This is a genomic window from Thiohalobacter sp. COW1, from assembly GCF_016629505.1.
In the GTDB taxonomy this organism is placed as follows: Bacteria; Pseudomonadota; Gammaproteobacteria; order Thiohalobacterales; family Thiohalobacteraceae; genus Thiohalobacter; species Thiohalobacter thiocyanaticus_A.
Genome location: NZ_AP024239.1, coordinates 1,683,199 through 1,704,903 on the forward strand (window position 1 = coordinate 1,683,199; position 21,705 = coordinate 1,704,903).

The following is a 21,705-nucleotide window of genomic DNA, read 5'->3' on the forward strand; positions in this document are numbered from 1 at the left end:
ACCGCAACCCTGGATTAGACATCTGTTCCGGCATCCTTTCACGAGGCTCAATAATGAATGACAAGAAGCAACCCGACTCCGAACACTCGCCTGCTCCGGCCACTTCAGGCAAAGCAGCGTCGGCACGCATCAACAGCGTTGACCTGTTCAAGGGCAATCGGCATCTGGTAATCGAACATGGAGATGAGGAATACCGCCTGCAACAGACCAGCAACGGCAAACTGATTCTGACCAAGTAACACTGCACTGCAACCACAACCCCGCCAGCCAGCCTCCCAGCCCGTCCGGGGCAGGCGAGCAAGCCCCGTAAGCAAGCTTCAATGCAAACCAAGGTACAGGGTATGTACCGCAACTGTTTCAAGGAGACATCATGAATCAACAGGTCATGCTCGATGGCATTCGTCCGATGATTTCACTGCGGGAGGCGCTGGCACATCAATTCACAACCCATCCGGACCGCAGCCTGGCGGCAATCGCAGCCCGGCTCGGCGTGAGCGAAGTACAGTTGCTGACAGCGGCCTGCGGCCGCCATGTAACCCGGCTTGCCTGCAACCGTCATGAACTGCTGTCCGACCTCGCCTGCCTCGGGCCGGTGTGCGTCATTACCGGCAACCGTCAGGCCGAGCAGGAGCAGGTACTGGAGTATCGCCTGCTGCGGCTGAGCGGTGACCGCGGCCTGCTGCTGGCCGGCGACTACGAACTGGATCTCGATTTCGCCAACTGGCACTACGGCTTTGCAATCACGCGACCTGTGCGGCGGGGCGTGGAGCACAGCCTGCATTTCTTCGATGCACATGGCCGCTGCAACCACCGCATCCGACTGACCAGCACCAGCGACGCCTATGCCTACCGGATGTTCGTCGCCGCTTACCGCAGCACCGACCAGAGTCCGGAACTGCTGCTGCCGCGCGGACCCTCAACGGCTGGTGATCAGCCGGCATTGTCGGCGGGCCGCGCCGGTGGCTGCCACAGGTGCATACCGGTCGCGCAGTTGTCGGAACTGCTGCACTCGCTGGTCGATGTCGATCTGTGTATCAGCTTCACGGTCGCCAATGCGGGCACCGTACACACCTGGCGCGGCATGGTCGATGCCGTTCGCTGCGAAGATGGCCGCTTGATGCTGCAGGCGGCTGACTACTGCCTGGTCCTGGAGCAGGCGCAGATCGCAGGGGCCCGTCTGCCGTGCCAGGGCAGCACCCTGGAGTTGTATGGCGCCGACGGCGAAACCCTCGCCACCCTGGGCGGCCCGCTGGGCCGCTACCCGTCCCAACTCGATGTCTGGCAGCGTCTCCTCGCCGCTCTGCCTGTCGATCCGCCCGCCCCGTCGGGCTGCCAGTCACATTACTGAGAGGAGGTGCATTGCATGAACAGGCCTTCGACCAACACAGCCGTCACCGCCGAGCACCCACATCGCGACGTCCTCGAAGCGGCCCTGATGTATCTGATGACACGCTACACCCAGAAACCCTGCCCCGGCCTGGCCCGGGGCATCATGCATCATCTGCAGATGCTGCTGGCGCATCCCGACCTGGCGGATTCGCCGGTGGATCGATCCGCCTATGAATCCCTGCTCAACGACTGGGGGTTGATTGCCTTCGAGCACAACTGTCCCGTACATGCGGCAGGCGCCGCGGGACAATCCATGCACTAGGAGTCGGCCAATGAATCTGCGAACTCAGGGGAACTTCCCCCTGCACAGAATCTTCGATCCCGTACTGCTGCTGATCGCGTTCGTTCTTGGCGCGTTACTCGCGGGATTCCTGTTTGGGCACCGGATCTGGGAAGGTGGGATTCAGTCCCTGGCGTTATAGCCAGCCCCGCCACACGGAAAAACAAACCGGGACCGAGTGGCACCGGCATATGCTCAAATGCAGGGTGGGTTAGCGTAGTTTTCGCAACCCACCGTACGTTGCAACGCAACACAAAATTCTTTCAAAATATGCCTGTCGGCCCAGGTGGCGGGTTACGGCGCAAACAACGCGCCTAACCCACTCTACATCAACATTCCTCAGCTGCGTCGGATTACTGCAGCGCCCGCAGCATCCAGGCCGTCTTCTCGTGCACCCGCATGCGATCGGAGACCAGCGCGGCCGTGGACTCGTCATCGGCCTCCTGGGCAAGCTTCAGCGCCTCGCGGCAGGTCCTGACCACCTGCTCGTGGCCCTGGGTCAGGATCTCGACCATCTGCTTCGCCTCGGGCACGCCCTCGACCTCCTTGATGGAACTCAGTTTGGCGAAGGCCTTGTAGGTCCCGGGCGCGGCCACATCCAGCGTGCGGATGCGCTCGGCGATCTCGTCCACTGCAGTGGCCAGCTCGGTGTAATGCTCCTCGAACATCAGGTGCAGTTCGCGGAACTGCGGCCCGGTGACATTCCAGTGGAAGTTGTGGGTCTGCAGATAAAGGGTGTAGGAATCGGCCAGCAGGCGCTTCAACCCTTCCGCGATTCGGCTACGGTCCTTTTCCTTGATGCCGATATCGATCTTCTTACTCATGGTTCTGCCTCCTGTTGTCAGTAAGTCGACTTGCTCTATGCGGACCTGCGCGCATCCGGTTCGGTATTCAGATAGCGCCAGTCCAGCGGCCGCGCCGCGGGATCGAACCGGTACAGTATAGGCGTAGCGGTCGGAATCTCGAACTGCTCGACCTGTTCCACGCTCATCCCCGCCAGTTCCATGATCAGCGCGCGCAGGGTATTGCCATGGGCGCTGATCAGGATACGCTCGCCACGACGGATGCGCGGGATGATCTGCTCCTGCCAGAAACCGACCACCCGCTCACGGGTCCGGGCCAGGTTCTCCACGCCGGGCAACCGCTGCGGGTCCACATCCGCATACCGCAGGTCATGCGCCGGGTGCGCCGGGTCGCTGCGCAGCAGGGGCGCAGCGCTGTCCGTGTAGCCGCGGCGCCAGCGCCAGACCTGGTGCGCGCCGACCCGGGCGGTGGCCTCGGCCTTGTCGAGCCCCTGCAGAGCGCCGTAATGGCGTTCATTGAGGCGCCAGTCCTGCACCCGCGGCAGGCTGTCCTGCCCCAGACGCGCCAGCAGGATATCCAGGGTGGCGATGGCCCGCTGCAGCCGGGAACTGTAGGCGGCATCGAAGCGATAGCCGTGGATCCGCAGCCAGTCGCCGGCCCGCTCCGCCTCGGCCACGCCGGCCGCGGTCAGCGGCGGATCCGCCCAGCCGGTGAAACGGTTTTCCCGGTTCCACTGGCTCTGGGCATGGCGGATCAGGATCACGCTCCTGTCCTGATTGTGTATCGTCTGTGTCGTCATGGTGGTAAGGATAGCCCCACACCATTGATCTGTATAATCGTTTGTTTATAATATGTTGATCGTTACAGACGATCATAAAATCCGGGTACCCGTTATGAACCTGCGTGACCTGAAATACATCATCGCCGTCGCCGAGACCCACCATTTCGGCCAGGCCGCCGAACGCTGCTTCGTCAGCCAGCCCACCCTCAGCGGCCAGATCAAGAAGCTGGAACAGGAACTCGGGGTGGCCATCTTCGAGCGCACCAACCGCTCGGTGGAGATCACGCCCATCGGCAGCGAACTCCTGACCTATGCCCGCCGTATCCTGGAACAGGCCGAGGCCATGCAGCAACTGGCCCACGCCCATCAGGACCCGCTCGCCGGCCCGCTGCGCATCGGCGCCATCCCCACCATCAGCCCCTACCTGATGCCGCTGATCCTCAAGCCCCTGCGCCAGCAGCATCCGGCCCTGAAGCCGGTATTGTCCGAGGAACTGACCGATGTGCTGCTGCAACGGCTGCATGATCACGAAATCGACACCGCGCTGCTGGCCACACCGGTCGAGGACCGCGATTTCGAGGTGATCCCGCTGTACGACGAACCGTTCTGGGTCGCCTATCCGCGCGAACACGCCTTTTACACCCGCGAGCGCATCCGGCTGCGCGATCTGGACCAGGAGAACCTGCTGCTGCTGGCCGAGGGCCATTGCCTGGCCCAGCAGGCCATGGAGGTGTGCCGGATCAAGGAACGGAATGACCAGGGCGATCTGGCCGATCTGCGCGCGGCCAGCCTGGAGACCCTGATCCAGCTGGTCGGGGCAGGCTACGGCGTGACCCTGGTCCCGGCGCTGGCCATGGGTGGTGCCTGGACCAGCGGCAGCGGCGTGGTGGCCCAGCCGCTGGATATTGCCGATGCCTCGCGCCGCGTCTCGTTGGTGCTGCGGCGCAGCTTCCCGCGTCGACCGGCCGTGGAGGCCCTGGCCGCAGTCATTCTTAGCCACCTGCCCAACACGGTACGGCCGGTGCGTGGCAAGGCGACGGGAAAAGGCCGCAGCCGGCAGCGCAGGGCCTGAGTGCCCACCTTATCAATATGTATTATCTATCGTAGTAATAATAATAAACGTTTTTACCAATAAGTTTGACTGCCCCATACTGTCCCCAGGATCAGAGCAACTACTGGTGGGGAGAGAAGCCATCATGACCAAGACCCTGAGTTTCGCGGCCGTCCATTTCAGTGTGGCCTTCAGCGTGGGGTATCTGATGACCGGCAGTCTGGCTGTGGGCGGCGCCATCGCGCTGGTCGAACCGCTGGTCAATACCCTCGCCTACCATATCCACGAGCAGATCTGGAGGCGCCGGGAGAATGGGCGTGGGGCGGTTCAATCCCGCAACGGGCTGCAACTCCGCGCCTGACCCTGGTGCCGGGCATCGCGGGCATTGACATTTAGATAATAACGATTATCATTTGCATCATGGTGGGAGGCCGCCCGTGAACTGCGCCTTCCCCCGCAACGCCCGATACGGAGGATATGCCCATGCAAGCCATGCTCACCCTGCCCGAGGCTGCGGCAGCCGGGTTGGATCGCCCGCCCCGGCGCGACCTGCTGGAAGCCGTCCTGCTCTACCTGATGACCCGCCACACCCTGCAGCCCAGCCCCGGCCTGGCCCGGGGCGTGGTCCACCATCTGCGCCTGCTGCTGGCGCATCCCGATCTGCAGCACACGCCGGTGGATCGTTCCGCCTACGAGACGCTGCTGAGGGACTGGATACTGCTGGCCTGCGATCACCGGGGCAACCAGCTGTCACATTGATACCCCGAAACACCGAGGCAGCTGAGCAGCGGCAGGAATCGAACTGAGCCGAGCGGACACTCCGGACCGCCTTACGGCGGCGGCACAATCCCCTGCCGACGCAGCCAATCCACATCCAGTTCCCAACGGATACGCTGAATCGAGGCATGCGCCCTGACCAGTTCACTGGCACGGGCCTGATGTTCGGCCAGCGTCTGCTGGGCCTGCTGAAAGGCGGGATCATCCGTTGCGACGCCCGCGAGGCCGGGGTCGATGGCATGGATCATGTCGCGGACCGGCAGCTGCGCCGAACGCGGCGTACCCATGACCGCGGTATGGTCCTCGATGCGCAGGACGCGAAAGGGATAGGGGTAGGCGGCCAGGATCGGATCAGCGGCCAGGCGGTCATTCAGCTCCCGCACCGCAGCCGGTTGATACAGGAACAGGACCAGCAGGGCCGCAACCGCCAGGCCGAGCACCAGCGCATAGATCTTCGTGCCGCGGTCCACGTTCCTAGCGGCCGCCCGGTGGCGGAGGCGGGACCCGCATGATGCGGGTCCCGCCATGCAGGATGACCGCGATCACTTGTCCAGGCCGTACATGATGTCCCGCTCCAGCTCCCAGCCCCAGGGCAGGCCTGAATTCTTCCAGCCATTCACCACCCGGGCCCCCTGATGCTCGCCTGACTTCGCCTTGCCGCCCTCGAAGCCGTCAACCATGCTGTAGACATTGGCATAGCCGAGTTCGTACAGGGCATCGGCGGCCGGTGCGCTGCGCGTGGAGCCGGACCGGCACATGAAGATCAGGTGCGCCTCCTTGCCGATGCCGAGCGCGTCCAGTCGGGACGTGACCTCGGCGGCAAAATCCGGGTTCACGTAGCCGCCATAGCTCTGCTTGTTCTCGTTCCAGCGCGAACTGTCCATGATCTTCCACGGCACGTGCACATCGACCATCCGGGTATAGCCGGTGAAGTTGAGCTCGATGGGATCGCGCACATCGATGAGTACCACCTGACGGTCACCCGGGTTGCGGAGCATTTCATAGGCTTCAATGGCATCCACATACAGCCCGGCGCGGGTACGCATGCTCTCCTTCTCCGGCGCCTCGGCGGCGAAGACACTACCGGTCACGGCAATCAGCAATGCTGCCAGCAGGCGTTTCATATGTCATCTCCTCTACTGTGATCATGAATTTCGTTCGGGCCGCCCGCTCATCCGGGACGGCCATTCAGGAATTCTTCCCGGGCGTCTTCGTCTCCTCGATCTCTTCGTAGCCGGTGATCATAGCCTTGACGTAGGCATAGAAAGGCTTGCCGGTGAGCGCGAGATAGACATGGGCGATGAAAAAGACCAGCATGGCGATTGCGGCCGCGGTATGCACCATGGCAACCGGGCCCAGGCGCAAACCCTCCAGGCCCAACGCCGGCCAGTCGGTGTAGAACAGACACAGCAGCCCGGATACCCAGATCAGCGGCGATATCACCAGCTTGAAGCCCAGATAGGCCAGCCGCTGCAGCGGATTGTGCTTGGCACTGAGCGACTTCTTGTAGGGTTTTTCCTCGTCACGGAACATGCCGATGGAGTAGTAGCGGACCATGGCCATCAGTTTCTCTGTCGTCGGGATATAGTGGCGCCACTCACCGGTGGTCAGATGCCAGAAGATAGCGAAGGCCCACAGTACGATCAACGACCAGGCCAGGATGATATGCAGGTTCACCGCCTGTTCGAAGCCGAACAGATGGTAGACGGCGTGGATTTCGAACCCGGTGACCATCAGGGCGATGATCAGCGCCGCCTGGGTCCAGTGCCAGAAGCGTTCGAACCGTTTGTAGATCATCACCTTCATGACGGCTTCCTCAGGCTGATCAGAATCCGTCCCAGCAGATGGAGCAGTACGCCGCCCAGGGTGCCGAGCACGGCGATCAGACCGATCCGGTCCAGCCAGGGAAAGGAATCCCGCCCCGGCATGTAGAACCCGCCCAGGCCAGCCAGTCGCCCGTCCGGCGCGTGGCAGGCGGCGCAGTTCAACGCATCCTTGCCGGGCGCGACCATGTGCGTGATCGGCCAGTACATCTCGTTTTTCACAAAGCCGAATTCACCGCTGAACTCCTGTCCGGCCTCGCCGGTCAGCACGGCCTCGTGCTGACCGACCTCCAGCGCCTTGATCCAGTCATAGTTGCTCCACAGCGAGGTCTTGTCCTCGGGTCCGTAGACATGGGTGGCCAGCAGGCGGTTGGTCTGTTTGTCATAGGGCTGCTTGCCGACCATGCGCTTGAACGGCCAGATGCGGGCATCGGGATCCTCGTAGCTGCCCTGGATACTGTTCACCGAGACGGTCTCGGTGGGGTTGATCTCGTCATCCAGCAGCGTGTAGCGGATCTGGCCGTCGAACCAGTGGTATTCCGGCACCACGTTCTCGCCATGCTCGAAGTAGCCCTTGTGGCTCATGTAGCTGGGATGGCCGTGCTCGTCGTACTCGACTACCCGGATGGGCCTGCCCTGCTCGTTCAGCACCAGTTCCCCGGCCTCGTCGCGCTTGAGCTTGAGGGTGGCCTGGGACCAGTCCCATAACGTCTTGGTGGCCACGCCGCCGCGGGCGAAACTCGGGATATGGCAGGCCTGACAGGAGACCTTGTTGACGTGGTCATTGAGCTTGTTGTTGACATTGGCCGGATGCGGCCGGGTGCCGTGGCAGGACTCGCAGGAGGCGCGCCCGCCGTAGGCCCTGCCGGGGATGTCGATGCCGTGCTCGTCGCGCGCCTGCATTGAATAGTGACTGCCGGCGACGTCATGGGCCTCGGCGGTGTGGCAGGTGGCACAGCTGAAATCCAGCCCCGCGGCGTCCATGTGCACGTCCAGCGATTTGTCAGGCGCGATCAGGGAACTGTCCAGATCGCCGTGTTTGACGCCGTCGGCACCGCCGCCATAGAAGTGACAGTTGCCGCAGGTGAAGCGGCTGGTCCTGCCGACATTCTGCGCAACCAGGGCCAGGTCCACGGCCCTCAGCGGCTTGTCGTTCTCGACCACGATCTCGCCATCGCGGGTGACGTCGTGATAGGCGGGATGCCCGGCCGCGGCCGAGGGTTTGACGTAGGTGCGGGTGGTATCGTGGCAGACCAGGCAGTCGACATTGCGCTCGGAGGTGAAATCGAAGTCCCTGTCCTCCCAGCCGTAGCCGATGTGGCAGGAGGTGCAGCGCCGGTAATTGGAGCGCAGACTGCCGCAGAAGACATTGACCTCGTGTTTCTTGCCCAGCAGCTGACCGGTGACGGGATGCTTGTATTCCCAGGTCCAGTGCGTGGTCTGGTGCAGTTGCTTGGCGGCCTCGGTATGGCAGCTCAGGCAGGCCTCGGTAACCTCGGGCGCAGACTTGAACTCCCGTTTGAGGATCTTGAAGGTACCGTGATCGGCCGTGCTGCTCGCGTCACCGCCTGCTGTCTGCAGATCGGCATGACACGGGCCCGCCAGCACGAGTCCGATCAGGACCGGGAACACGATTATCCGCATGTGGCGTCGCAGCCGCATCAGTGCCCTTCCACGCAGATCTGTTTTCGGGTCACGGCCACCAGCGTCCGCGCCAGCAGATAAACTATCACCAGATCCAGCACCACCACCATGATCCAGGACAGGAAAGTGAAGAATGCCGAGGGCACGTGTGCCTGCATGATCAGGGTGGCCACGGTCATCGCCGCCAGCGGGAACGAATAGGCCCACCAGGACAGGTAGAAAGGCAGCCGCACGAAGCGCGGCAGCTCCTTGAACAGCAGCAGGGTCAGGAACAGGGCCCCGTAGTAGAGCACGCGGGCAAAGCTGTCGATATCCCCGGTCAGCTTGATATAGGAAATGAAACCCACGGCCGGCGGCGCGATCAGGATGAACAGGGTCGGCAGCAGCTTGTCGGGCAGCGGATTATGGAAAATCATCCGGTAGACGATGATGGTGAACAGGACGATCCAGAACAGCAGCCCGATACTGAAGAAGAACCAGCTCAGCTCCGCGCTGGCATGCGCCACGCCGGCCACCGGCACCAGGATGTTGCCCACCACCGGGATGAACCAGGCGGGGCTGATGTGGTTGATATCGAAATTCTCCTTGTGGATCCAGGCGCTGAGCACATACAGGGTGAAGACGAGGTGCAGACCGGCGCCCACCGCCCACAACCAGAACGACAGCGCCGGCTGACTGGACAGAAAGGCCACGCTGAGCAACACCAGGCTGACGCTGAAGGTCGCACCGAAGCTCATCTTGACCGGGTGCGTCAACTCGGCGACGGCCTCGGCCCGGTATCGGAACAGCTTGGCGGCATACAGGCCCGTCAATGCAATGAACACCAGCGCGCTCAGAACAGCCACCAGCAGGCCGAACGGGTGCAGCGGTGCCCACAATTCGCCGGCACGCTGCAGGGCGATGGCCAGACCGGCCAGACCCATGACGCTGGAAAAGAAGGAGACCGGCAGATTCTGCAGGCGTGTACTGGTCATGGTGTTGTGTTCTCCGGCTGCGCTCATGTCGTCACCCCAGCCACAGCCACAGGCAACCGCCTGCCATCAGAAGCCAGGCCGCGTAGGGGCCCAGGACAAGGCGCCATAACGGCATCCGCGGCACGAATCCGACGCCATGGACGAAACCGGCCGCCACTCCCCACATGATGAGCAGGAGCAGGGTGTGATTCAACTCCCCCTGCGCGCCGAACACCACGGTGGGCAGGAACAGGATCAGGCCGCTCAGGCCGCAGGCCAGCGCCAGGGACAGTCCCCGCGCTGCGCCGCCGTAGATCCAGGATGCTCTACTGTCACCATTCATCATCCGATTCCCGGACTGCTCAGCTGTCGTTACCATTGTCTTCATCCAGGCACTGCTCGGCCTCCAGCCACATCACATTGATCACGCCGAAGGCGCAGGCCAGCAGCACGCCCAGGATCCAGGTGAAATACCACATCGTTGTATCCTCTCTCTCAATAGGCCGAGTGGGTGTTGTCCTGAATGTGTCTGATCGTGACCCGCCCCCACATGGCGCGGTAGGTCCAGGCGGTGTAGGCCAGGATGAGGGGCACGAAGATGGCCGCGGCCCAGAACATCACCGTCAGGGTCAGATGACTGGAGGGCGCATCCCACACTGTCAGGCTGCTGTTCATGGCGGTGCTGGACGGCATGATGAAGGGAAACATCGAGAACCCGGCAGTCAATATGACTCCCGTCATGCTCATCGCACTGGTCACGAAGCCCCAGCCCGGCCGGTTCCTGGCGGCGAGCAGAATGGTCAGCGCCGCCCCGGCAAAGCCGGCGACGGGGGCGAGCAGCATCCAGGGATACTGGCGGTAGTTGGTCAGCCAGCTGCCCACACCGACGGCGACCTCCTTGGCCAGCGGGTTGGGCAGCGCATCGCGGGCCGGCATGGAGACGATCTGATAGCCGTCCAGACCGATGGCGACCCACAGGCCGGCCAGGGCAAAGCCGGCGATCAGCACAGTCCCGGCCAGACGCGTGGCCCGCGCCGCGCGTGCGGCGACGATGTCATCGGCCCGCAGGTGCAGCCAGACCGCGCCATGCATCATCAGCATGGACAGACTGACCACGCCGGACAGCAGCGCGAAGGGATGCAGCAGTCCGAAGAAGGAGCCGGTATAACGCGGCTGCAGGAACTCGTTGTGCTCGAAGGGCACCCCCAGCAGCAGATTGCCGAAGGCCACACCGAACAGCAGGGCCGGCACCGCACCGCCCACGAACAGGCCCCAGTCCCAGGTCCGGCGCCAGCGCGGATCCTCGATCTTGCTGCGGTAGTCAAACCCGACCGGGCGGAAGAACAGCGCGAACAGCACCAGCAGCATGGCGATGTAGAAGCCGGAGAAGGCGGCCGCGTACACCGCCGGCCAGGCGGCGAAGATCGCCCCGCCCGCGGTGATGAACCAGACCTGGTTGCCGTCCCAGTGCGGCCCCACCGTGTTGATGATGACGCGACGCTCGTCGTCGCTCCGGCCGAGGAAGGGCAGCAACGCACCCGCGCCCATGTCGAAGCCGTCGGTGATGACAAAGCCGATGAGCAGCACCCCGACCAGCATCCACCAGATGAGCTTGAGCGTTTCGTAATCGATGATCATGTCCTGTTCTCCTCAGTCCGAATCCCGGGCCGCCATCGGCTGGGTAACCAACGCCGGCGCACTGCCTCCGGAGTGCTCGAAATGGTAGCGTCCGGTATGCAGCGAGCTCGGCCCCAGCCGGGCAAAGCGGAACATCAGGTAGAGCTCCACCACCAGCAACAGGGTGTAGAAGCCGATGAAGCCGGCCAGTGAGAACCACAGGTCGCCCACCTGCAACACCGAGGTGCTCAGATAGGTGGGCAGCACCTCGCCGATCGACCAGGGCTGACGGCCGTATTCAGCCACGATCCAGCCGGTCTCGGCCGCGATCCAGGGCAAGGGTATCGACCACAACGCCAGGCGCAGCAGCCAGCGCTTCTGGCCGGCGGTGCGCCGGGCGCAGTAGTAGAAACTGGCCGCGAAGATGAACAGCATGAGAAAGCCGGAGGCCACCATGACGCGGAAACTCCAGAACAGGGGCGCGACCCTGGGGATGGTGTCTTTGACCGCCTGCTGGATCTGTGCCTCGGTGGCATCCACCACCTCCGGGGTGTAGCGCTTGAGCAGCAGGCCGTAGCCGAGATCGTCCTTGACCGCCTCGAAGGCGGCCTTGTCCGCCTCGGTATAGTCGCCCGAGCGCAGCTTCTGCAGCAGGGCATAGGCCTGCATGCCGGTGCGGATGCGCTGCTCGTGCTGCACCATCAGATCCTTGATGCCGGTGACCTCTTCATTGACCGAACGGGTGGCGATCAGGCCCATCACCCAGGGGATCTTGATGGCGCCATGGGTAACCATCTCCTCCTGATCCGGGAAGCCGATCAGGGTGAAGGAGGCCGGCGGTTCATGCGTCTCCCACTCCGCCTCGATGGCGGCCAGCTTGACCTTCTGCACGTCGCCGAGCTCGTAACCGCTCTCGTCGCCCAGGACGATGACCGACAGGATGGAGGCCAGGCCGAAGCCGGAAGCCACGACGAAGGAGCGCCGGGCGAAGGCCAGGTCCCGGCCCTTGAGCATGTAGTAGGCCGAGATGCCCAGCACGAACATGGACCCGGTGACATAACCGGCCGCCACGGTGTGGACGAATTTGACCTGCGCCACCGGATTGAACAGCAACTCGGCGAAGTTGGTCATTTCCATGCGCATGGTCTCGAAGCTGAACTCGGCACCGACCGGATTCTGCATCCAGCCGTTGGCCACCAGGATCCACAGGGCCGACAGGTTGGAACCCAGCGCGGTCAGGAACGTGACCAGCAGATGCTGGCGTTTGGTCAGGCGGTCCCAACCGAAGAAGAACAGGCCAATGAAGGTGGATTCGAGGAAGAAGGCCATCAGGCCCTCGATCGCCAGCGGCGCGCCGAAGACATCACCGACATAATGCGAGTAATAGGCCCAGTTGGTGCCGAACTGGAATTCCAGGGTGATGCCGGTGGTCACCCCCAGGGCGAAGTTGATCCCGAACAGCTTGCCCCAGAAACGGGTCATGTCCTTGTAGATCTCCTTGCCGGTCATGACATAGACCGACTCCATGATCACCAGGATGAAGGACAGCCCCAGGGTCAGCGGCACGAACAGGAAGTGATACATCGCGGTCAGGGCGAATTGCAGCCGGGAAAGTTCGACGACGGATTCAGCAACCATCAGCAGTTCCTCAGTCGGACAGCGTCGGCCCGGCCTGTGCGGCCGGACCGGCGATGTGTGCAGCGATATCCGATTGTTGCGGCAGGGCGTGCTCAGGCACGCGGAAAAAGGCCCACCAGAGCGCGGTGAGCAGTACCAGCTTGACCGCCAGGACCACCGCCAGGTGTCGCACCAGGGGGTTGGACCAGATCGGGCTGTCAGCCGGTGCCTGCATCACGCGCGCCTGTGAGTATCAACCGTCCAGCGTGTCGCGGTCAGCGGCGCCGCTGTTATTGGTCTCATTGTCGTCGGTGGTTGCCTGACTCACCGGGCCGGCGACCACTTCGCAGTTGCTGTCGAAGTCATCGAAGGTCCAGGGAATATAGTCAACGGAATTGCCTTCCGCCAGCGCAACGGACGAACCGCTCAGTGCCAGTAACAGTGCCAGTGTCTTCTTCATGCTGTCTCTCCTGATTAATGAAGTATTGAATCAATCCAGCGGCTGCTTGATGCTCACCGCACCGCGCAGTTCGCCGACTTCGTAGCCCACGGCCTTGTCGTGGGGATAGGCCGTCGTGATCCGCTCCATGACCGGAGCCTGGATCTGCGACTTCTCGCCATGGCAGACCAGGCACTGGGGCGCGGTGCCAATGGCCTTGGCAAAGCGCAGGTAGCGTCCGCTGGGCTCCTCGACGACCTCGAAGTGCGCCATGGTGTCGTACTTCTCGCCGGCGGCCGCGCGCTCGGCGAAGTCCTCCAGCACCTGCGCCTCCCACACATCGGGCGTACCCAGCATGGGATTGCGCACCCGGGTGCCGACACGGGTGATCTTCCAGCCCTTCTCCAGCGAGTGGCGATTGGCAATGGCCGGCGCCAGGTCGCGGCACACGGCGATGGCGGCGGTCGGACCGCCGGCCTTCATCTCCTTCATCATGGCACCGCCGAGTTCCTTGACGAACGCCGCAGTGGTCGCCTTCGCATCGGCAACGCGGGCCTCGATGCCGGCCTCATCGGCGGCCTGCACGCCCAGAGGCAACAGGGCAGCCAGTGCCAGTGGCAGGATGAGTCGTTCAGATATCTGCATGGTGGTTTCCTTGTTCAGTGGGTTTGTGGGTTGAGAATTCAGGTGTTGCGTCATACCGGCATTCGCGGTTGATCCGCAGCCGCTGCGCGGCAGTGGCGGCGAGGCTCCGTCGATCGGCGCGCCTGGCGGCAATGAAGTCAGCGCGCTGGCTGCGACGGTTGAGTCCGGCATTGATCTGGCGTTCCTGGGCGATGCTGCTCACGCGCCTGCCCTCGACCACCCTGCCGGGGTAGACCAGCAGATCACCGGGCAGGCGGTAGAGTTGGTCCATGACGCTGCTGTAGAGGCGCTCCGGGTCGGCATCACTGCGACAGGTGTCGCCGGCCGCGCCGACCAGGAGTGTGTGTCCCGTGAACAGACGGTCGCGCCAGCGATAGACCATGCTGCAGGCGCTGTGGCCGGGCGTGGCGATGGCGATGAGGGTCTCCTCGCCCAGATACAACTCGTCGCCATCCTGCAGGCGCTGGTCGATGCAGCCGGCATCGGCGCAGTCGCTCATGGCCACGCGGGCGGCCGCGCTGTCCCGCAGCCAGGGCGCGGCACTGACGTGCGACTCGTGCAGATGGGTCTCCAGCACATAGCGCAGCGTCAGCCCGGACTCGTCGAGCGCGGTCCGATAGCGTTCCAGCGCCGCCAGGTCAGGGTCGATCAGCGCGGCCGCGCCGGTCACCGGATCCGCCAGCAGATAACTGAGTTCGCCCTCAGTGGCTTCGAATTGCCGGAAAATCATGAGAAAGCACTCATCGCCTGCCTGTGTGTCACTCTGACCAGACATTTGCAAGCGATGTGCCACTACACAGTTATCAATCTATCTTTATGATTATTAAACATTATAATTTATGACCCTCAGACAGAGGACATACCAGAATGCCATTTATGGCAGTTGTGTTATATAATGACTGCCGTTATTGTCATTATCGCCCTGTTCCCATGAGCTCCAGGAAAACACGCGCGCTCAGCGATCGCCTGGCCCCCGAGATCACCGGTGTTTTGAACTGCATCGAGGAACCGGCCATCGCTTTGGATACGGACTACCGCATCCTCGCCGCCAATGAGGCCTATCGGCGGACCTACGGCGACGGCAGGCCCCTGCACGGGCGCTTCTGTTACGAGGTATCGCATCATTACAACGTCCCCTGCGACCAGGCCGGCGAGAGCTGCCCCATGGCCAACTGTCTCGGAAATGGTCAGGCCCAGCGGGTACTGCACCTGCATCACACGCCCCGGGGCGAGGAACACGTCGACGTCATGACCCGGCCGGTGCGCGATGAGCAGGGCCGGATCAGCTATGTCATCGAGGTCATACGGGAGATCAGGGCGGCGAGCAGTCATGCCCGCCCGGAAGGGATGGTCGGCCGCACGCCGGCCTTCAATCGCATGCTCGAACTGGTGCAGCGCGTCGCGCCCGCCGACACGGCAGTCCTGCTGCAGGGGGAATCCGGTACCGGCAAGGAACTGGTGGCCAAGGCAATACATGAGGCCAGCCCGCGCGCGGACCAACCCTTCGTGGTAGTGGAGTGCTCGGGGCTGACCGAGTCGCTGTTCGAGAGCGAGCTGTTCGGTCATGAGCGCGGCGCCTTCACCGGCGCCCATGCCCGCCGGACCGGCCTGGTCGAGTCGGCTGCGGGCGGGACCCTGTTTCTGGACGAGGTGGGCGACATCCCGCTCAGCCTGCAGGTCAAGCTGCTGCGGCTGCTGGAAACGGGCACCTATCGCCGCGTGGGCAGCACCGAACCGAAGCAGGCCGACTTCCGCCTGATCACTGCCACTCACCGCGATCTCGAGGCAATGATCGAGACCGGCGACTTCCGCCGCGACCTGTATTACCGCATCGGCGTATTCCCCATTCCCCTGCCCGCGCTGCGCGACCGGCGTGATGACCTGCCCCTGTTGATCGAATCGCTGCTCACCCGCATCGCCCCGGACCGACAGCTGCAGTTATCGGACGCCGCGATGGAATGCCTGGCGGCCTATCCCTTTCCGGGCAATATCCGGGAACTGCGCAATCTCCTGGAGCGGGCCACACTGCTGACGGATGACAGTCTGATCACGCCCGAGCACCTGCCGGAGTATTGCTGCGAAGGCTCCCCAACCGGGACGCCGGCCACACCCGATGATGAAACCATCCTGCCGCTGGAGCTCGTCGAGCAACGCTACCTGGCGCAGGTCGCCGCACGCTTCCAGGGGGATCGGGATACACTGGCGCGGAAACTCGGCATCAGCAAGCGCACCCTGTTCCGCAAGCTGCAGCAGTTGCAGGCTTCATGAGCGCAGGGGTTTCTTTCATGCAGAAAGGGAGAAGTGTTGAGACAAAAAAATACGGCGTCCACGTGGATCGTGGACGCCGGAGATGGTGGGCCGTGAAGGACTCGAACCTTCGACCAGCCGGTTAAAAGCCGGATGCTCTACCAACTGAGCTAACGGCCCCGTGGGGCGAGCGCCGAATCATACAGCAGCCCGCCACCGCAGGCAAAGACGGCGTGCTACATCGCCTCCAGGCGCCGCATGCCCTTGGGCAGCAGATGAAAGTCCACCAGCGAGGTGATCAGCGCCTTGCCGAAGCTGGCCTCGGCTTCGTAGAGCATCCTGTAGTACTGGATCTTCATGGTCAGGGCGCTGCCCAGCACGATGGCGCCGAAGGCCAGGAAGGAGCCCAGCGCCAGGGTCGAGGCCCCGGTCACGCCCTGACCGATGGTGCAGCCCATGGCCAGCACGCCGCCCACACCCATCAGCAGACCGCCGAGGATGTGGCGCACGGCATCGCCGATGCCGTTGAACCATTCGAAACGGAAGCCGCGGCTGAGGATGGCCCACAGGAAGGAGCCGACCACCACGCCGGCCGCGCCGACCAGGGCGAAGGTCACCAGCCGCTGGGCGAAGCCGCCGTCGATGTAGTGCAACAGCTGGCCGCTGGGGGCGACGAAGGTGTAGGACTGCACCCCGGTGGCATGCGGCTTGACGTCCAGCCATTCGATCTCGGACAGCCACTCCTGCCCCATCGGGCCGGCGGTCACGGCCCAGGCCCCGACCACGGCCAGGCCGACCACTGCGCCGCCCAGGAGGTTGTCGAAGCTGCCGCGGAATTCGGCGGCGCGGAAGCACCAGGCTGCGAACAGCAGACCGAGCACAGCCGCCAGGGTGATATATGCCGCGCGGGTGTCCTCCATACCGGCCAAGCCGCCGACGATGCTGCCCAGGTCCTGGCTGTTCATGCCATGCTCGGCCAGGTTGACGGACAGCGGGTTCATCCACTGCAGGAAGACATAGTGATCGAAGCTGGTGTAGATCATGATGTAGGCGGCAATGCCCATCATCAGCAGCACCACGATGGACTTGATGTTGCCGCCGCCGATGCGGATGAAGGTCTTGTTGCCGCAGCCGCTGCCGAGCGTCATACCGATGCCGAACAACAGGCCACCCAGGATATAACGCGGCCAGGCAAACATCGGGGTGCGGTAGGGGGGCTGCGCCGTGTCGTTGCTGGCCGTCATGCTGATGTCGGTGTAGCCGAACAACTCCAGCGCCAGCACGCCCAGGATGGCCACCGCGATGGCGAACACCCAGGCCCGCAGCCGGCCGGTGTCGTTCATGTTGACCCAGTCGGAGACCGCACCCATGGTGCAGAAATTGGTCTTGTTGACAACGGCGCCCATCAACACGGCGATGCCGAAGCCCCACAGCAGGATTTGATTACCCAGAGTCAGTTCCATCTCTTGCTTGCCTCTCGATCTTGAAGGGTTTTCCACCGCCGGCCGCAGCCGCCGGTACAGTCATGGAGAATCAGGTCCGGTATCGGGTCGGGTCCGGCACGCCGGCAGCGGCGAATCCCGCGGCCCGCAGGCGGCAGGAGTCGCAGCGACCGCAGGCCCGTCCCTGCGCGTCGGCGGCGTAGCAGGATACGGTCAGGCTGTAGTCCACGCCCAGGTGCAGGCCTTCCTGAATGATGCGCGCCTTGCTCCATTCCAGCAACGGGGCCCGGACATGGAAGCGATCGCCTTCCACCCCGGCCCGGGTGGCTAGATTAGCTAGACGCTCGAAGGCCGCGATATATTCCGGCCGACAGTCAGGATAACCAGAATAATCAACGGCATTGACGCCGATAAACAGGTCCCGCGCCCCCAGCACCTCGGCCCAGCCCAGCGCCAGCGACAGGAATACCGTATTCCGGGCCGGGACATAGGTCGACGGGATCCCCGCCGCGGCCGTCTCCGGCACCGGGATGTCAGGGTCCGTCAGGGCCGAGCCGCCGAACTGGGACAGGTCGAGCCTGACCACCCGATGCTCGGCCACGCCCTGCGCTTGCACAATTCGTACCGCCGCTGCCAGTTCGGCGGCATGGCGCTGGCCGTAATCCAGGCTCAGGGCGTGACATGCATAGCCCTGCGCCCGCGCAATGGCCAGCACGGTGGCCGAATCCAGCCCCCCCGAGAGCAGTACCACGGCCTTGCTGTCTGTTCCGGATTGCACCATCTGTTTCAGCGCCCCGGCACATCGCCCCAGAGCAGCTTGTGCAGCTGCACCTGAAAACGCACCGGCAGTCGGTCGGCCAGGATCCAGTCCGCCAGTTCACGCGGCTCCAGCTGCCCCCAGGCCGGCGAGAACAGCACCTGGCAGATGGCCGGAATGTCATACTCGGTGAGCTTGTCCCGGGCCCATTCATAATCGGCGCGGTCACACAGCACGAACTTGAGTTGATCGGCCGGGCTCATGTGTTCCAGTACGCAGTAGCGGTTGCGCCCGACCTCGCCCGAGCCCGGGGTCTTGAGATCCACCACCTTGACCACGCGCGGATCGATGCGGTCGATGTCCAGCGCGCCGCTGGTCTCGAGCGAGACCCGGTAGCCGGCATCGCACAGTTGCGTGAGCAGCGGTCGGCAGGCCTTCTGCGCCAGCGGCTCGCCGCCGGTGACGGTCACGTACTGCGCACCGTACTGTTCGACCCCGGCCAGGATGGCGTCCAGGTCCATCCATTCACCGCCGTGGAAGGCATATTCGGTATCACAATAATGGCAGCGCAGCGGACAGCCGGTCAGGCGCACGAATACGGTGGGCCAGCCCACCGTATCCGCCTCGCCCTGCAGGGAATGGAAGATCTCGGTGATACGCAGACGCGACGCGGCGGCCTGAGCGAGCGTGGGGGTGGAAGGTTCGGGCATGCGGCCATTTTACCGCATCCGGCCGGGCGGCGGCAGATCCAACCGGCCGGACGGCCCGGCCTAACGGCCTTCCCGGTTCAGCCGGGCCAGCCGCTCCTCGGCCAGGCGCGCCGCGGTGGTGCCGGGATAGTCCGCTATCACGGCATCCAGCGCCTGGCGCGCGGCCTGCCAGTCCTCCATCTCGTAATGGATGAAGGCAACCTTCAAGCGGGCATCGGCCACCTTGTTGCTGTCGGAGTAGGTCTCGACCACCTGCCGGAACTCCTCCAGCGCCCGGGGGAACTGCCGGGTCACGTAATAGGACTCCGCCAGCCAGTACTGGGCATTGGCGGCATAGGCACTGTCGGGATGGGCCTGGAGGAACCCGCTGAAGGCCTCGGCGGCCTGCATGTAGCGGCCCTCGCGCAGTATATCCAGCGCCTGCTGGTACTGCTGGCGCTGGTCGACGCCGGCAGCGGCATCCGTGACCGCATCCGTATCGCCGGCTTCACCGGGCTGAGACGCCGCAGACGGCGGCGGGGGCTGGTCCGGCGCACCAACGCCGGCTGCCGGCGCACCGCTCTCCAGTTGCTGCAGTCGCCGGTCCACATCCATGTACAGATCGCGCTGACGCTTCTTGAGCTGCTCCAGGGTATGCCCCTGGACCTCCACCTGCCCGCGCAGTTCCTGCACCTCGCGCTGCAGCTGTTCCAGCCGGGTCAGCATCTCCATCAGACCGCGGCTCTGCATCAGCTGCTCCAGCCGCTGCACCCGCTGGTCCAGATCGCCGTCGCGGGCCTGGACCGCGGGTGCGGTGGCCAGTACGGCCGTCAGTATCAGGGTGATCGGCGCACGTCGCATCATCACTGATCCATGTAGACGATTTCGACCCGGCGGTTACGACTCCAGGCCTGTTCGTCATGCCCTTCCACGGCCGGCTTCTCCTCGCCGTAGCTCACGGTCCTGATCTGGTCCGGCGTCACCCCCTGGAACTCGAGCATGCGGCGCACCGACTGGGCTCTGCGATCACCCAGACCGATGTTGTACTCGCGCGAGCCGCGTTCGTCGGCGTGGCCTTCCAGCACCACCTGCTGCTGCGGATTGGCGGCCAGGTAACGGGCATGGGCGGAGACGAGCTCGCGATCCGCGGCAGCCACCTCGCTGGAGTCGAACTCGAAGTAGATGGTGCGGGTGGCCAGGGGGCTGCTGGGGTCATCCAGCGCCAGGCCGCGCAGGTCCCCGTCGGCACCCAGGCCCCTGGCCTGTGCCCCCTCCATGCCTTCGGCACCCGCCGCGGCACTGCGATCCTCCACGGCCACATCGCCGTCGGCACGCTTGTCCATGGTCCCGCAGCCGCCCAGCAGCGCCAGGGCCAGAATCCCGATCAGTCCATTCCTGATGTGCATTGCATCGACTCCTCTTATTCAATCACGTTGATGTTGTTTGTCAGATCATTCGAGAAAGGGCGACCAGGCCGGTTCGCGCACCTCGCCCTCCTGCAGCCGCAGCCGCTGGCCCACCCGGCCGTCGACCGAGGCCGCCGCCAGCACCCCGCGTCCGCCTGCCTCGGTGGCATAGAGAATCATGCGGCCATTGGGCGCGAACGAGGGGGACTCGTCCAGCCGGCCCTCGCTGACCAGGGTCAGCATGCCCCGCTCCAGGTCCTGCACCGCCACCCGGTAATTACCGCGGCCGTCGCGGTGCAGCAGCGCCAGGCGCTTGCCGTCAGGGGCGAAATCCGCACTGGCATTATAGCCGCCCTCGAAGGTCAGGCGTTCGGGCCGGCCGCCGTCGACCGCCAGCCGGTAGAGCTGCGGACTGCCCCCGCGGTCCGAGGTGAAGACCAGGCTACGGCCATCAGGGGCCCAGGCCGGTTCGGTGTCGATGGCCGGATGCCGGGTCAGGCGTCGCAGGCGGTCCGACTCCAGCGACAGGATATAGATTTCGGCGTTGCCGTCCTGTGACAGGGTTAACGCCAGCTGCCTGCCGTCCGGCGACCAGGCCGGGGCACCGTTGATGCCCTGATAGGAGGCGACCTTGCGCCGCTGCCCGGTGGCCAGTTCCTGGACATACACCTCGGCGGTTTCCTGCTCGAAGGTGACATAGGCCAGGCGGCGGGCGTCCGGCGACCAGGACGGCGACATCAGCGGCTGACGCGAGCGCAGCACGGTGCGCGGGTTATAGCCGTCGGAGTCGGCCACCTGCAGGCTGTAGCGGCGTTCATCGCCGCTGCCGGTGACGGTGACATAGGCGATCCAGGTACGGAAGGCGCCGCGCTCGCCGGTCAGGGTCTCGTAGACGATGTCGGCGACCCGGTGCGCGGTCTCGCGCAGGCGCTCGCTGCTGGTGGGGAAGCTGTAGCCGGTCAGCTGCCGACCGCGAAAGACATCGAACAGGCGGAACTCAACGGTATAGCCACCGCCGTCACGCGGCACGATGCGTCCGATGACCAGATTGTCCACGCCCACGGCGCGCCAGTCGCGGTAACGGATCTCCTCGGGACGGGCCGGCCGGGACAGCATATCGGCCCGGGGCAGGGGCGCGAACTGACCGCTGCGGGCCAGATCCGCGGCGACGATCTCCGCCACGTCCTCGGGCGGCGCCCCCGGTCCGTTCCAGGCGAAGGGCACCACTGCGATCGGCAGCGCGCCTTCGATGCCGGAGGTGATCTCGATGGTCAACTCGGCCCGGGCCGGCTGCAGCCCCGACCAGAACAGCAGCAACAGGAAGACAGCGATAATCCTCTTCAT

28 protein-coding genes and 1 tRNA gene are annotated in these 21,705 nt (G+C 64.2%); 7 read left to right on the forward strand and 22 right to left on the reverse strand.

Annotation, left to right across the window (positions count from 1 at the left end):
* The first annotated feature begins 53 nt into the window (after positions 1 to 53).
* The 3 genes from hemP (at position 54) to COW1_RS07785 (ending at position 1,651) form a co-directional block, all read left to right on the forward strand.
* Entirely contained in the window at positions 54 to 239 is a 186-nt protein-coding gene (hemP, locus tag COW1_RS07775) for a hemin uptake protein HemP (RefSeq protein WP_157745395.1), read from the forward strand.
* A gap of 131 nt (positions 240 to 370) precedes the next feature.
* Positions 371 to 1,348, forward strand: a complete 978-nt coding sequence (locus COW1_RS07780) for a ChuX/HutX family heme-like substrate-binding protein (RefSeq protein ID WP_201345933.1) — start codon at positions 371 to 373, stop codon at positions 1,346 to 1,348.
* 15 nt (positions 1,349 to 1,363) lie between these two features.
* A complete protein-coding gene (locus tag COW1_RS07785; protein WP_096365534.1) occupies positions 1,364 to 1,651 on the forward strand; it encodes a hypothetical protein in 288 nt (95 codons plus the stop codon).
* A 371-nt stretch (positions 1,652 to 2,022) separates the two neighbouring features.
* On the opposite strand, the gene COW1_RS07790 is transcribed toward COW1_RS07785, so the two are convergent.
* The gene (locus tag COW1_RS07790; protein ID WP_096365532.1) at positions 2,023 to 2,493 is read right to left on the reverse strand and encodes a Dps family protein; all 471 of its coding nucleotides are present in this window, start codon (positions 2,491 to 2,493) and stop codon (positions 2,023 to 2,025) included.
* Positions 2,494 to 2,528: 35 nt separating this feature from the next.
* Positions 2,529 to 3,236, reverse strand: a complete 708-nt coding sequence (locus COW1_RS07795) for a 2,3-diphosphoglycerate-dependent phosphoglycerate mutase (protein WP_242466519.1) — start codon at positions 3,234 to 3,236, stop codon at positions 2,529 to 2,531.
* A 130-nt stretch (positions 3,237 to 3,366) separates the two neighbouring features.
* On the opposite strand from COW1_RS07795, the gene COW1_RS07800 reads away from it, so the two are divergent.
* The 3 genes from COW1_RS07800 to COW1_RS07810 all read left to right on the forward strand — a co-directional run bounded on the left by COW1_RS07800 (position 3,367) and on the right by COW1_RS07810 (position 5,064).
* Positions 3,367 to 4,326: a LysR substrate-binding domain-containing protein gene (locus tag COW1_RS07800; RefSeq protein WP_201345935.1), complete on the forward strand. Its 960-nt coding sequence runs from the start codon at positions 3,367 to 3,369 to the stop codon at positions 4,324 to 4,326.
* A 124-nt stretch (positions 4,327 to 4,450) separates the two neighbouring features.
* Positions 4,451 to 4,666 carry a DUF2061 domain-containing protein gene (locus tag COW1_RS07805; RefSeq protein ID WP_096365526.1) on the forward strand — a complete coding sequence of 72 codons (216 nt, stop codon included), beginning with the start codon at positions 4,451 to 4,453 and terminating at the stop codon, positions 4,664 to 4,666.
* A gap of 122 nt (positions 4,667 to 4,788) precedes the next feature.
* Positions 4,789 to 5,064, forward strand: coding sequence for a hypothetical protein (locus COW1_RS07810; protein WP_201345936.1), 276 nt, complete (start codon positions 4,789 to 4,791; stop codon positions 5,062 to 5,064).
* Positions 5,065 to 5,135: 71 nt separating this feature from the next.
* Here COW1_RS07810 and COW1_RS07815 read toward each other — a convergent pair whose 3' ends face one another.
* From COW1_RS07815 to COW1_RS07875, 13 genes are all read right to left on the reverse strand, one after another.
* On the reverse strand, positions 5,136 to 5,552 hold the full coding sequence (locus tag COW1_RS07815; RefSeq protein ID WP_201345937.1) for a hypothetical protein: 417 nt from the start codon (positions 5,550 to 5,552) through the stop codon (positions 5,136 to 5,138).
* A 72-nt stretch (positions 5,553 to 5,624) separates the two neighbouring features.
* Positions 5,625 to 6,206, reverse strand: a complete 582-nt coding sequence (locus COW1_RS07820) for a rhodanese-like domain-containing protein (protein WP_201345938.1) — start codon at positions 6,204 to 6,206, stop codon at positions 5,625 to 5,627.
* A gap of 64 nt (positions 6,207 to 6,270) precedes the next feature.
* Complete coding sequence (locus tag COW1_RS07825) at positions 6,271 to 6,888, reverse strand: cytochrome b/b6 domain-containing protein (protein ID WP_201345939.1); 618 nt, start codon at positions 6,886 to 6,888, stop codon at positions 6,271 to 6,273.
* Positions 6,885 to 8,567 (reverse strand): tetrathionate reductase family octaheme c-type cytochrome, encoded by a 1,683-nt coding sequence (locus tag COW1_RS07830; RefSeq protein WP_242466520.1) that lies wholly within the window; start codon positions 8,565 to 8,567, stop codon positions 6,885 to 6,887. The genes COW1_RS07825 and COW1_RS07830 overlap by 4 nt, the downstream gene beginning before the upstream one ends.
* Positions 8,567 to 9,523, reverse strand: coding sequence for an SLAC1 anion channel family protein (locus COW1_RS07835; protein ID WP_201345940.1), 957 nt, complete (start codon positions 9,521 to 9,523; stop codon positions 8,567 to 8,569). Before COW1_RS07835 ends, COW1_RS07830 begins: the two co-directional genes overlap by 1 nt.
* A 31-nt stretch (positions 9,524 to 9,554) precedes the next feature.
* Complete coding sequence (locus COW1_RS07840; RefSeq protein WP_197703005.1) at positions 9,555 to 9,848, reverse strand: cyd operon YbgE family protein; 294 nt, start codon at positions 9,846 to 9,848, stop codon at positions 9,555 to 9,557.
* A 16-nt stretch (positions 9,849 to 9,864) separates the two neighbouring features.
* Positions 9,865 to 9,981 carry a cytochrome bd-I oxidase subunit CydX gene (gene cydX, locus COW1_RS07845; protein WP_096365512.1) on the reverse strand — a complete coding sequence of 39 codons (117 nt, stop codon included), beginning with the start codon at positions 9,979 to 9,981 and terminating at the stop codon, positions 9,865 to 9,867.
* Between the two features lie 16 nt (positions 9,982 to 9,997).
* Complete coding sequence (cydB, locus tag COW1_RS07850) at positions 9,998 to 11,140, reverse strand: cytochrome d ubiquinol oxidase subunit II (RefSeq protein ID WP_304941091.1); 1,143 nt, start codon at positions 11,138 to 11,140, stop codon at positions 9,998 to 10,000.
* Between the two features lie 12 nt (positions 11,141 to 11,152).
* Positions 11,153 to 12,757, reverse strand: a complete 1,605-nt coding sequence (locus COW1_RS07855) for a cytochrome ubiquinol oxidase subunit I (RefSeq protein ID WP_201345941.1) — start codon at positions 12,755 to 12,757, stop codon at positions 11,153 to 11,155.
* Positions 12,758 to 12,767: 10 nt separating this feature from the next.
* Complete coding sequence (cydP, locus tag COW1_RS07860) at positions 12,768 to 12,971, reverse strand: cytochrome oxidase putative small subunit CydP (protein ID WP_201345942.1); 204 nt, start codon at positions 12,969 to 12,971, stop codon at positions 12,768 to 12,770.
* Between the two features lie 18 nt (positions 12,972 to 12,989).
* The gene (locus tag COW1_RS07865) at positions 12,990 to 13,196 is read right to left on the reverse strand and encodes a hypothetical protein (protein WP_096365503.1); all 207 of its coding nucleotides are present in this window, start codon (positions 13,194 to 13,196) and stop codon (positions 12,990 to 12,992) included.
* A 30-nt stretch (positions 13,197 to 13,226) separates the two neighbouring features.
* Positions 13,227 to 13,820, reverse strand: a complete 594-nt coding sequence (locus tag COW1_RS07870) for a DUF3365 domain-containing protein (RefSeq protein WP_201345943.1) — start codon at positions 13,818 to 13,820, stop codon at positions 13,227 to 13,229.
* Positions 13,807 to 14,550: an MBL fold metallo-hydrolase gene (locus tag COW1_RS07875; protein ID WP_157745380.1), complete on the reverse strand. Its 744-nt coding sequence runs from the start codon at positions 14,548 to 14,550 to the stop codon at positions 13,807 to 13,809. The genes COW1_RS07870 and COW1_RS07875 overlap by 14 nt, the downstream gene beginning before the upstream one ends.
* A gap of 200 nt (positions 14,551 to 14,750) precedes the next feature.
* On the opposite strand from COW1_RS07875, the gene COW1_RS07880 reads away from it, so the two are divergent.
* Complete coding sequence (locus tag COW1_RS07880) at positions 14,751 to 16,088, forward strand: sigma-54-dependent Fis family transcriptional regulator (protein ID WP_201345944.1); 1,338 nt, start codon at positions 14,751 to 14,753, stop codon at positions 16,086 to 16,088.
* Between the two features lie 83 nt (positions 16,089 to 16,171).
* On the opposite strand, the gene COW1_RS07885 is transcribed toward COW1_RS07880, so the two are convergent.
* The 7 genes from COW1_RS07885 to tolB form a co-directional block, all read right to left on the reverse strand.
* Positions 16,172 to 16,247: transfer RNA gene (locus COW1_RS07885), tRNA-Lys, on the reverse strand.
* Positions 16,248 to 16,303: 56 nt separating this feature from the next.
* Entirely contained in the window at positions 16,304 to 17,530 is a 1,227-nt protein-coding gene (locus COW1_RS07890) for a YeeE/YedE family protein (RefSeq protein ID WP_201345945.1), read from the reverse strand.
* Between the two features lie 70 nt (positions 17,531 to 17,600).
* On the reverse strand, positions 17,601 to 18,290 hold the full coding sequence (gene queC, locus COW1_RS07895) for a 7-cyano-7-deazaguanine synthase QueC (RefSeq protein ID WP_096365494.1): 690 nt from the start codon (positions 18,288 to 18,290) through the stop codon (positions 17,601 to 17,603).
* A gap of 5 nt (positions 18,291 to 18,295) precedes the next feature.
* Positions 18,296 to 18,976, reverse strand: a complete 681-nt coding sequence (queE, locus tag COW1_RS07900) for a 7-carboxy-7-deazaguanine synthase QueE (protein ID WP_096365492.1) — start codon at positions 18,974 to 18,976, stop codon at positions 18,296 to 18,298.
* 60 nt (positions 18,977 to 19,036) lie between these two features.
* Complete coding sequence (gene ybgF / locus COW1_RS07905) at positions 19,037 to 19,819, reverse strand: tol-pal system protein YbgF (protein WP_242466521.1); 783 nt, start codon at positions 19,817 to 19,819, stop codon at positions 19,037 to 19,039.
* Positions 19,819 to 20,361: a peptidoglycan-associated lipoprotein Pal gene (gene pal / locus COW1_RS07910; RefSeq protein WP_096365490.1), complete on the reverse strand. Its 543-nt coding sequence runs from the start codon at positions 20,359 to 20,361 to the stop codon at positions 19,819 to 19,821. Before pal ends, ybgF begins: the two co-directional genes overlap by 1 nt.
* A 45-nt stretch (positions 20,362 to 20,406) precedes the next feature.
* Positions 20,407 to 21,705, reverse strand: coding sequence for a Tol-Pal system beta propeller repeat protein TolB (tolB, locus tag COW1_RS07915; RefSeq protein WP_201346065.1), 1,299 nt, complete (start codon positions 21,703 to 21,705; stop codon positions 20,407 to 20,409).